Consider the following 10,726-nt stretch of genomic DNA (forward strand, 5'->3'; position numbering starts at 1 on the left):
AAAAACCTACAACTTAAAATGGTTGCAATATGTCGAATGCTGAAGTAAAGTTTTTTTAAGCTCATTTCATATAGGAGGATAACAATGATTTATAGAAACGCTACTGTTGATGATATATCTGCTATAGTGGAATTACAAAAAAAATATCACATTACAACCATTAGTGAAAAAGACAAACCTGATGGCTTCGTAACAACCTTATTTACAGAAGAACAATTTAAGGAATTAATTGAAAAAGAAAATGGAATTACAATTGCATGTCATGACCAGAAGATTGTTGCTTATGTGATGGCTGCCTCATGGAAGTATTGGGCTAAGTGGCCTTTTTTTCAATTTATGATTGACGATTTGAAAGATACAGAATATAAGGGAACTACGCTTTCTACTGAAAACACTTATCAGTATGGGCCAATTTGCATTGATATGGATTACAGGGGGACGGTAGTACTCCGAAAGGTTTTTGATTTTTCCAGAATGCAAATGAGTAAAAAATATCCGATATTGATAACTTTTATAAACCACATCAATCACAGATCATACGCTGCCCACACCAAAAAGCTTGGTCTTGACGTGATTAAAAGCTTTGATTACAACAATAATACTTACTATGAATTGGGTTGTTACACATCAGAATGATTGGATGTAATTGTAATTTTGGACCATCCATAAGCCTATTTTACCATCTCAATACCAAACCTCATGGAAATCGCCCTTCAACTAGCCTACCAGGCCAGTTGAAGGGCGATTAGAATTAGAGATATTACCGATTAAGATCGAAACGACTAGCATTGAATCAGCTTAACTTACCGGTCAAAAATTGTGCCTCCCCCAGTCCAAAACTCCAATCATCATCATTATTTTCAACAATAGATACCATTAAATCGGTTGGTGCGATGCCGCATTCAGCTTCTAACCTTTCAGCCAGCAAGGAATAGAGCTTTTGTTTCTTCTCTTTTGGCCGGGCTTTGCTTATTATGGAGAGAATAACTAGACTATCGGTACGGTTAAATCCTAGCCCAGTATCCTCAATAATCATATGGTCCGCCGGGTGTTCGTGAATGATTTGGTAACGATCTCGCTCAGGAACGTCAAAAGCTTCCACAACAACTTGGTGAGCAACATCCAAAAGTTTTTTCAGGCTTGCTTTATCTCGTCCTTTAATAAGATCAAAACGAAGTAATGGCATTTTAACTTCCTCCCTTTAATGAAAATTATTTTTCCCTATTTATTATCACCCATTCTAAATAAAAGAAAATTTCCGGGCAAGAACACTGGCTTGATCAATGGTTTGTTTTACAATTGAAGCGGCAGGTTGGTCGCCTGCTAACCGAAGACCTTGGCCCGCCCAAAGTGACATATACTCGGGGTCGTTCGCTTTTGCAGCTGCCTGACGAATGTCCCGGGTCATCGCGTTTTGAATGGGGTAAGTCGGGATTGTTCCGGGGTACTGATGCATGTCAATCATAAATTTTGTTTGAATGCCTCTTGAAGCTCTTCCAGAGTAAGCACGTGTAATTTCAGTGGAGTCCTCATTTGACGAGAGGATTTTCTGGTTGTACGTTTCATGGGCGCCGCTCTCGGGGCAGGCTAGAAACGCAGTGCCCATCTGTACTGCGGCGGCTCCTAATGTAAGGCTTGCTACAAGTCCACGCCCATCCATGATTCCTCCTGCTGCGATGACCGGGATCGACACATGGTCAACGATCTGCGGAACAATAGCCATAGTGCCTATCAAAGCATGGGAAGGGTCTTTCATGAAGGTCCCCCTATGCCCGCCTGCTTCGCTCCCTTGAGCCACAATTGCATCTGCGCCAGCTGCTTCCAATTGCTTGGCTTCATCAACAGTTGTTGCAGTTCCAATGATGAATATTCCATGCTGTTTCATGGTTTGGATCACGTCTTGGGATGGTACGCCAAAAGTGAAACTAAATACAGGTACACGCTCCTCCAACACTACCTGTAGCTGCTCCTCAAATGATTCTGAAAACTTCATAAGAGATGGATTTTGAGCCGTGCCAAGTTTGATGCGGTATTTATTCAGATAATCTGTCATCCGGTAAATTGCTTCTTCCGAATCTTCTGATTGCTCAGGCACAAACAAGTTTACTCCAAAAGGCTGGTCCGTTCGTTGCTTGATCTTTTGGATCTCGCTACGGAGCTGCTCCGGTGTTAAGTATCCGCCCCCTAGGTTGCCTAGCCCACCGGCATTTGAAACAGCCTCTACTAATTCGGGCGTCGAAACGCCACCAGCCATCGGCGCTTGAAAAATCGGGTATCGAATTTTAAGAGCACGCGTCAAATCAGTCTCAAACACCTTTAAAAACCTCCTTTTATTGAAAATTAGATGAACTCGTGCCTTCAAAAAAGAACAGACCCTAACCTCATGCCGAATATATTGGGAAGGTCATACTGGCAGCATGACACCAACGACTTGCAGGATCAGCGCAATAATCAATGATAATAAAATCTCAGACTTTTCAATTATATTCGTTAATAGCATCCAATCTTTTGAACAGTTTATTAAACTCTTTTAATTTAGCCTTATCCTCGACTTTGATCCCTGAACAATAGAATGAAATATTGCCATTGCCTTCATCTAAAGAATTCATTTCTTCCAGTACTTTTTTTAGATTTTTTGCAGTACCATTATTTCCATCAATTATATTAACATCCGATGAAAATAATTTTCTAAATATATCTTTAAAGTAAGAAAAGTGAGTACATCCTAAAACAATAGTTTCATACTAACTTAAATCATATATAGATAATTGTTCTTGAAGATAAGGCAGCACTATTTGCTCGTTAAACTCAAAACTTTCTGCAAACTGGACTAACCTCGGAAGAGGTAATAAATCAACAGTATGTTCGATATCTAATTTAGTAATAAGATTTTGAAGTCTTTCTTCCCTTAGAGTCAAAGCAGTAGCAGTTACTAAAACTCGTTTATCTATATTTTTTTTTGATTTAACAGCTGGTTTTACGACAGGCTCCATACCAATGATTGGAATACTGTATTTTCTCCTTATTTCTTCGATTGCTGTGCTTGTGGCAGTATTACAAGCAATCACTATCGCTTTTACTTTTTGCTGGCTAATAAATTCTATAGCATTTAAAACATACTTTTTAACTTCATCTTTCGTTTTGTGCCCATATGGAACATTTAATGTATCTGCGTAATACATATAATCTTCATTAGGTAAAACTTTTAATGTATCATGCAATACAGTAATGCCTCCAATACCAGAATCAAAAAAAACTATTTGCATTTTTTATTCCTCCAATAAGGAATCAATTCACCAATTCCATTTGTATCTGATTCCAAAGCAAACTGCCCAGGATCTAACTAAGCTCTTGACCAGGATGAATGTGAGCATGGTTTAAATTTCCTATCGCTCCTTTTTGACTTGAAATGACTGCACCGGATAGCAATATTATAGCAGCAACAACAAGCACTAAAGTGGCAAGAAGTAGTGATAGGCTATAGCTATGCGCCACTTCTAAAACGATTCCGGCTCCGATTGGACCGAGTATTTGCCCGATACCAAAAAATCCTGTCATCAAAGCAATTGCTCTATTACCACTGGATGGTCTAGACGTACGAGCCGCGGCGAGAGCAAGCATGGAAATGCCCATAAAAGTGCCTCCAAAAAGGACAGATCCTAACGTCACGCCGAATATATTGGGAAGCCATACCGGCAGTATGACCCCAACAGCCTGCAGGATAAGCGCAATAATCAATGGTTTGATGTAACCGACTTTACTCGCCCACCAGGACCAGATCACTGTTGATGGTACCGCCGCTATCCCAACGATAATCCAGCTAAAGTCAGCAAAACTTGACATATGAGGCATTTGCTTAACCATTGCTACAAGAAACGTCGCGCTTACTACATAACCTAACCCCTCAAGTCCATAAGCAACAAGAAGCCAGCCGAAGATAGATGGAGTTTCCGCTGATGAACTCAGGGATTCAGCATTTTGAGTTATAAGTTTCGGCTCTTTATCGTGGATAAATGACCAAACGGGTATGATAAGGATGATACTAATGATCAAAAGGCCGATCCAAGGCCCCCTCCAAGTGAAAATGCTAAGAAAAGGCGTAAGTAAACCAACTAAAACAATACCAACGCCAACTCCTCCGTAAAATATACCTACCCATTTTTCACGCTTATCTGAAAACAACGTATCCAACACTAAACTTGATGATAGAACGAAAATAAGGCCGCCGCTAATTCCAGCAAGAAAGCGCAAAATCATCCACCATAAAATGATGAAGTGATTCCCATAAGTCCCGTTAAAATGATGCAGAGTACCAATTGCATCCGAAGATGATAGGCTCTTCGGGATCCCCAGGTTATGAAACCTGCACCAAAGGCAGCGATAAGGTAACCCAAGTTATTACTCCCTGCCAAATATCCGGATTCCGTAGCGGATAGATGAGCTTGTGATTGCATCAATGGAAGTATGGAAGTATATGAAAAACGTCCGATTCCCATTGCAATAATGAGCATAACTAAACCACCGATCATGGTCTTTGTGGAATTAAACAATTTCGCATTTTTAGCTCCTGAATTCTCCATGAGACTGACCTGTCACCCTTCTAAATTCAATTTACCTCTCAATACATCAATTAATATGAACATAAATCCTAGTTAACATTAAAAAAATCAATTCCTATAACAAGAAATGACGGTAGAAACCATCCGGGATTTACCAACTTTTGAATCTTCAAATTCTATTGTTTTCCTAAAAAATCCAACATTAGTTCTCCAATTTCATATGCATGTGTTTCCAATGCAAAGTGCCCAGTATCTAATAAATGAATCTCGGCTTTAGGTAAATCTTTCTTAAAAGCCTCAGCACCAGCCGGAATAAAGGAAACATCATTTTCACCACAGACTGCTAGCAAGGGCGACTGATATTCACGGAGATACTGTTGAAACTCCGGGTACATTTTTACATTATTTTGGTAATTCTTTTTTTTATATCCATTCTTAGGTAAATTCAATTTTCTTTTCAGACATCACATTGAATCTTGATAATTAGGGCTTTCTTAGCGGATCATGTTTTACGATGTTACGAGCAAATGAACGGCGAGCCTTGACAAAAACCATTGCAAAAGAGGCAAAAAAAGACCCCGAAGTCTCTTTTCAGGTTCATCACCAGCAGTTGTGTAAGCGCAAAATAGCCCCCACCTTGTTCCCAAGATGAGGGCCTGTTAGTCTTAGTTTGATTGAAATAGGCGGCACGTCAGTGGGAGCGAAGGCGATCATGGCAACAATTCGTCTAGCTCAACCGGATCTTTCGGATTCGCAAGCTGCGGAAGCTGTTCGAGCAGGTCCGTCAAATACTTGAAAGGATTTAGCCCGTTTTTCTTTGCTGTTTCAATGACACTGTAGATCGTTGCACTGGCTTTTGCTCCGTGTGGCGCATTGGAAAAAAACCATTTTTTTCAATGATAACGAGCGAATACCAGCCGCTTCCGTCCGGTGAAGAATAGACGGTCGAGTACGCAAACCACATCGCCCCGGCATCGTGTCCGCTGTCGATATGCAATTTCACCTTCAATTTGTCATTAGTCCTATTGGCGATCCGCCAACATTTTAACTTTATCTTGACTAGCTTAAACCATGCTATTAATAGTAAACAAAGTAACGAATTTCACCGATAATGTTACTTTGTTTACGGGATATCTTAACTCTGTAAACAACGTATTCAGCGTAGTGGTGCCTTTACAATGAGAGGCATCGGATAACCTTGCTAGGTAGGGCTTGCTGAACGGGTCACATTTTACAGTGGAACGAGCAAGCGGACCGCGAGTCTCAACCACAGCCATTGCAAAATAGACAAAAAGAGAACCCGAAGTCTCTTTTCGAGGTTCATCACCAGCAGTTGCAGCCCGATCACGGTCTCGCTCGTCGTCTGAAGGTGTGCTCGAATACGGCCAAACCCATAACTGCGCTTGCCTTCGCCGAACTTGCCTTCCACCGCATTGCGTGCGGCTGCATCCGTCTTGGCGATTTTCTTTTTCTCCTGCTGATCGGCTGACGGACGACCCAACTGCGGTCCGCTTAAGCGAATTCCCTCTTTGCAGAAGCGCAAGTTGTCGCGGGTTCGATAGATCTGGTCGGCCAGCACCGCTTTGGGATAATAACCAAATCTGGCGCGGTAACGCTCTACGGCGTCCTGCAATGTCTGCCCTTCGTTGTAGCTATCCCACGACAGATGCTCGCGGAAAGCGTAGCCGTTCACCACGCTAATCGCCAGCTTCTCTCCGAACTCGACGTTTGCCCTGGCTTTGCCGCGCACGATCGGTCTGACATGTGGCTGTGCGATACTGACAATCCGATCCGATATGCTGTGTGTCCGCTTGTCATACATCGTTTGCTGCTGACGATAAAGCTCTTGAATGACCAGCAGTTCCTTGTACAAACGCCGCGGCAGGCCGCTCGTCATATCGGCGAGTTCGGCGATCATGCGTAGATCACGGGAAACGAACCTGAGCTGCTTGCCGATCGCTTTTCGTATCGCGCGCGGCTTCACGCGCCGCTGCTTGGCAACCGCCAGATAGGCTTGGCGGGCACGCTCTCGGTATGTTCTGGGCTTGCGGGTCTTTCCACGTTCCGGTTCGTGCAGGATGTCGATGATCTTCTCCAGCTTTTCTCTGGCCTGATTCAGTAACGACAAATCCGTCGGGTAGGCGATATCCGCCGGCGCGCAGGTAGCGTCCAGCAGCAGTTCGCCCTCGTTCGTCAGTTCCATCTGCTGTGGCTGCGTTTCTGAAGGCTTACCGGACGCTGCGTCAGTTCCGCTGCCAGGTTCATCGTCGTCCGATGAATCATCCGACACTTGCGCGCTTCTTCCAGAGCGATCCATTCATTCACTTCATCCAGAATTTCGCCACCCAATCGCTTGCGGAAATGCGTCATGAGAGAATGATGAAACGGGCGGCGGTACCGATATTCCGGCAGACCGAGGAAGTACTGCAGATACGGGTTCTCCAGAATCTGACGAAGTGTCTCCCGATCATCGGTGCCAAGCCGCTCCTGGATGATGAGTGCGCCGAGCGCGATACGGATCGAAACGGCTTTTTGGCCCTTGAGGCTTTTCTTGAAGTTTTTCGCATACTTCTCTTCGAGCATCCACCACGGAATCATCTGGGCCAGCAGCACCCAGCGGTTATCTTCTGCGAGCTTTCCGCCGAACGGCAGAAAAAAGTCGACGGGCAGGTTCATCTGGTTCTCGGTTCGCTGATACAATCCTGACGCCTCCAAGTGCACGGTTTTTCACGGGGCTGCCCCGTTTTCCTTCGACATAAGAGGCCCTAAACCCTTGTGCCTGTTGGAGTTTTGATTCGTTCAGCAAGCCCTAGGTAAACCGTGTCCTATGGGCATCGGCGCACGTGTTTAGACTCCGATGCCGCGAGGCTCATTGTCAAGGCGAATACGTTGTTTACATGTCTTCGATGTACACGCCCTTGATAATCAAGGATTTTCTAAAAGCGAGTTGAGATAATTAACGAAAATATACGCTAAGTATTAAACGGATTAATGACCCTTTGGCGGCTCAAACATCATATTGTTTAACTGGTTCACAAAAATACCTTCGTTCGGGCCCGGGTTGTTTCGAAATACTTTCGCTTCTTCCACTAGAACCTCGTCCGCATCCGTACCAAGTACCTTCATCGTTTCATCAATGAATGATGCTAGTAGCATAGAGCTCGGATCGTTATTGAAATACGTTTGAACCCCTGGCGGCGCAATTTCCAGGATTTTCACCGATGTGTCTTTAAGCATGTACCGTTGGGATAGCGTATAGGAATGGAGCGCTGCTTTCGTCGCACTATAAACAGCAGCACCCGCCAGTGGCACGAATCCAAGTGACGAAGTCGTGTTGATAATAACCGCTTCTTCTTTGGACTTCAAATGCTCGAGTATCTACATAACTTTTCACAAATAGTATATTGTACATATTTTTTAGAGAGAATGCCTGTTTTAGAACCTTCTCTTTGTTCTTATTCAAAAATTTAATTGTACAATTCTCTAGGGCCTGTACGCAAACCTATTTGAGCCATAAACGAATTGAAAGCAGCGTCAAAAAAGCCATGAACATGTTCGCTGTTTTTTCATAGCGAGTGGCCAAGCGTCGATAGTTTTTTACTTTGTTGAAAAAGCATTCAATTAAGTGTCGCTCTTTATACGTTTCAGAATCTAACGGGCGCTTTACCCGCCGATTGCGTTTGCTTGGGATAACCGGAGTGATCGCTCGGCTTTGCAAAAGCTCCAGAATGGCATTGGTATCGTAGGCGCGATCAGCCAACACTTCGCCCGGGCAGAAGTCCAGTTCATGAAGAAGGCGATAGCCGGTGACAGAATCGTGGTCTTGTCCTGGCGTCAATTCGAAACGCAGCGGATAGCCGAGCGCATCCACCATCGCATGAATTTTGGTAGTTAATCCTCCGCGCGAACGTCCGATTGCTTGCCGGTCCTGCCCCCTTTTGCGCCCGCTCCATGTTGATGGACGCGGACGATGGTGGCATCGACCATGACCTGCTCCCAATCCGGCTCGATGGCGACATGCTTCAGTATTTCACCCCAAATATTCGCTTTTTGTAGCCGCCAGAAAAAGCTGTAGGCTGAAAACCAAGGGCCATAGTAACTCGGTAAATCCCGCCATGGCGCGCCCGTTCGAGCAACCCAAAGCACGGCATTGAGCATCTGGCGCCGATCCTTGGGCGGACGTCCTCCCTGTTTTTTTCGGGCTGGGGGCAACAGGGGGTCAACTATATTCCATTCTTCATCCGTTAACTCGTATCTTCGTCTCATGTGCCTTATTTTACTAGATTTCTACGAGTTGTACAGTTTGCGTACAGGCCCTAAAAAAATCGGGCTGAAAAAACGCATTTTTCAGCCCGATTTTGCTTATCTTTTTTTAAAATCCACCTTAGTTCTTACCGCCATAGCCCTTATAAGTAGAGTAAACTGCATCTGCATATTGATTGGCCAGAATAGGACGGCCATAAGAATCTGTAGCTCCCGGATACCAGTAATCTCCTCCGTTATAGTGTAATAAGCCGTTATATATATTGCCGAATTTAATAATCTTTTCATTTAAAATCAGGGCGCCCAAGTATACCTGATCTTGTTCACTGCCGTGATTATAAGCAGGGACAAATTTTGAACTGAATTGAGATAAATAAGCATTACGTGTGTTTGGTTCTACCTGCATCAATCCGTCGCCGGCTGATGGACTGCCTGGTAAGCCTGCTCCAAAGCTGCTTTCCTTTTTGATCACAGCACTCAGCAATAAAGCAAAATCTCCGCCTTTACCGAATTTATCGCCCGCATTCATTGTGTATGTCCATATGTGGCTTGGAACTTCGGAAGGCTTTGTTACTGAAGGACCTGTTGGTGGCGTTGTTGGCGGTGTTGTAGGTGGCGTAGTTCCGCTGCCGCCTTTCTCCCATAAAGCAGGAACAATAGGTGGTTCCCAACCTACGAGGGAAGTATGTGCCTGACGACAGGTATAAGTACTTCCACTATATGTTACTGTATCATTTACTGCATAGGCAGTATTTGGTGCCCATGCTCCCCTAGCGGCTGCGCTCACCGGCAAGACTGCGCAAAAGGTGGATAAGAATACTGCTAAAACTACCAAAAGTGATGTGGCTTTAAAAGAAAACTTTTTGCTAGTCATTTTCAAACCTCCTTGTATTTTTCTTCTGATATTTTCCTGTGTTGCTCATTTTCAACATTTATCAGCACTATTTCCCCCCCTTTGTTTTCACAAATACTTCAAGTTCATTCCATAATTAAAGCGCTTAAACAAATGATTACAATTCTGGTAATACAGAAACATGGAAATAATTCCAATAGGACGTAGGTTCTACTTTCTTGAAATTTTTGATTAGACTGGAAAGAGGCTAAGTCTACAGGTCATTAAAGTCAACCTAAAAACTTAGCCTCTTGATTTCATATTAAATTTTAAATAAACTTCAGTCTTCACATAACATTGTCTGCAAAGTCGATGAGACTACTATTTATTATTGCTGCTACATCCTTTTTGTAATCGTGTATAAAAAAATGATCCCCGTCAAACATATGAATTTTACAACTTTTGGACGTATAATCATGCCATTTTGCAACGTCAAAAATAGTGGCTCCCTTTTCTCTTTTTCCCCACAATACACTTATATCGCAGTCAAGCTTAGCGTTTTTTTCAATGTGCCTGTATGTGTCAGTAATTCTAAAATCCGCTCTGAGTATCGGTAAAAACAACTCCATTAATTCATTGCTTTTCAGAACCTCTTTGGGCGTGCCTCCCAGCTTAAATACCTCATCCACAAACTCCTTATCCGGCAAATCATAGAGTACCTTCTTCTTACTTACAAAACCCGGAGGATATCTGCCGGAAATAAACATATGGACAGGATATGGATGTCCGAGCTCCTTTATTCTATAGGCAAGTTCATATACAAGTACACTGCCCATACTGTGGCCAAACAACGCATAAGGTTGTTCTTCAAGGTTGCTTATGATAATACGGTGTATATCTTCAAGCGCTTCCTCAACACTTCCGTAAAACGGTTCACCAATCCTGCTGCCTCTTCCCGCAAGCTCAATCGGGAAAAGCTCAATCCTATCATGCAAGTATTGTTCCCAATATTTATATACTGCTGCAGAACCTCCTGCATACGGCAGACAAAACAATTTAATCTTATCCATTA

The 10,726-nt window shown here is 43.4% G+C and carries 7 protein-coding genes and 6 pseudogenes; 1 reads left to right on the forward strand and 12 read right to left on the reverse strand.

Going from position 1 to position 10,726, the window contains the following annotated elements; genetic code table 11:
• The first annotated feature begins 84 nt into the window (after window positions 1–84).
• Window positions 85–636 carry a GNAT family N-acetyltransferase gene (locus ACEN8J_RS09790; RefSeq protein WP_029515242.1) on the forward strand — a complete coding sequence of 184 codons (552 nt, stop codon included), beginning with the start codon at window positions 85–87 and terminating at the stop codon, window positions 634–636.
• A gap of 157 nt (window positions 637–793) precedes the next feature.
• On the opposite strand, the gene ACEN8J_RS09795 is transcribed toward ACEN8J_RS09790, so the two are convergent.
• From ACEN8J_RS09795 to ACEN8J_RS09850, 12 genes and pseudogenes are all read right to left on the reverse strand, one after another.
• A complete protein-coding gene (locus ACEN8J_RS09795; RefSeq protein ID WP_029515243.1) occupies window positions 794–1,186 on the reverse strand; it encodes a tautomerase family protein in 393 nt (130 codons plus the stop codon).
• A gap of 54 nt (window positions 1,187–1,240) precedes the next feature.
• Window positions 1,241–2,314: an NAD(P)H-dependent flavin oxidoreductase gene (locus tag ACEN8J_RS09800; RefSeq protein ID WP_495594445.1), complete on the reverse strand. Its 1,074-nt coding sequence runs from the start codon at window positions 2,312–2,314 to the stop codon at window positions 1,241–1,243.
• Between the two features lie 163 nt (window positions 2,315–2,477).
• Window positions 2,478–3,266, reverse strand: a pseudogene (murI, locus tag ACEN8J_RS09805) (glutamate racemase).
• Window positions 3,267–3,339: 73 nt separating this feature from the next.
• Window positions 3,340–4,580: pseudogene (locus ACEN8J_RS09810) on the reverse strand (YbfB/YjiJ family MFS transporter).
• A gap of 155 nt (window positions 4,581–4,735) precedes the next feature.
• Window positions 4,736–4,975, reverse strand: a pseudogene (locus ACEN8J_RS09815) (alpha/beta fold hydrolase); the annotation flags it as partial.
• A 294-nt stretch (window positions 4,976–5,269) separates the two neighbouring features.
• Window positions 5,270–5,452: pseudogene (locus ACEN8J_RS09820) on the reverse strand (transposase domain-containing protein); the annotation flags it as partial.
• Complete coding sequence (locus ACEN8J_RS09825) at window positions 5,362–5,568, reverse strand: hypothetical protein (RefSeq protein WP_495594446.1); 207 nt, start codon at window positions 5,566–5,568, stop codon at window positions 5,362–5,364. The pseudogene ACEN8J_RS09820 and the gene ACEN8J_RS09825, both read right to left, overlap by 91 nt.
• A 222-nt stretch (window positions 5,569–5,790) precedes the next feature.
• Window positions 5,791–7,259: pseudogene (locus ACEN8J_RS09830) on the reverse strand (IS5 family transposase).
• Window positions 7,260–7,547: 288 nt separating this feature from the next.
• Window positions 7,548–7,934, reverse strand: a pseudogene (locus ACEN8J_RS09835) (SDR family NAD(P)-dependent oxidoreductase); the annotation flags it as partial.
• Between the two features lie 127 nt (window positions 7,935–8,061).
• A protein-coding gene (locus tag ACEN8J_RS09840) for an IS5 family transposase (protein WP_318628283.1) occupies window positions 8,062–8,825 on the reverse strand; the annotation gives its coding sequence in 2 pieces (ribosomal slippage) (window positions 8,062–8,489 and window positions 8,489–8,825; 765 coding nt in all).
• 118 nt (window positions 8,826–8,943) lie between these two features.
• Window positions 8,944–9,696, reverse strand: coding sequence for a carbohydrate-binding protein (locus ACEN8J_RS09845; RefSeq protein WP_029515254.1), 753 nt, complete (start codon window positions 9,694–9,696; stop codon window positions 8,944–8,946).
• Window positions 9,697–10,001: 305 nt separating this feature from the next.
• Window positions 10,002–10,724, reverse strand: coding sequence for a thioesterase II family protein (locus ACEN8J_RS09850; RefSeq protein ID WP_052132609.1), 723 nt, complete (start codon window positions 10,722–10,724; stop codon window positions 10,002–10,004).
• Window positions 10,725–10,726 lie beyond the last annotated feature (2 nt).

Source organism: Paenibacillus sp. Paensp38 (genome assembly GCF_059491915.1).

What these genes read in the sequence shown, in the direction of transcription:
- ACEN8J_RS09850 (WP_052132609.1), bottom strand. Translation starts at nt 10,724, where the DNA reads ATGGATAAGATTAAATTGTTTTGTCTGCCGTATGCAGGAGGTTCTGCA.
- ACEN8J_RS09845 (WP_029515254.1), bottom strand. Translation starts at nt 9,696, where the DNA reads ATGACTAGCAAAAAGTTTTCTTTTAAAGCCACATCACTTTTGGTAGTT.
- ACEN8J_RS09795 (WP_029515243.1), bottom strand. Translation starts at nt 1,186, where the DNA reads ATGCCATTACTTCGTTTTGATCTTATTAAAGGACGAGATAAAGCAAGC.
- ACEN8J_RS09790 (WP_029515242.1), top strand. Translation starts at nt 85, where the DNA reads ATGATTTATAGAAACGCTACTGTTGATGATATATCTGCTATAGTGGAA.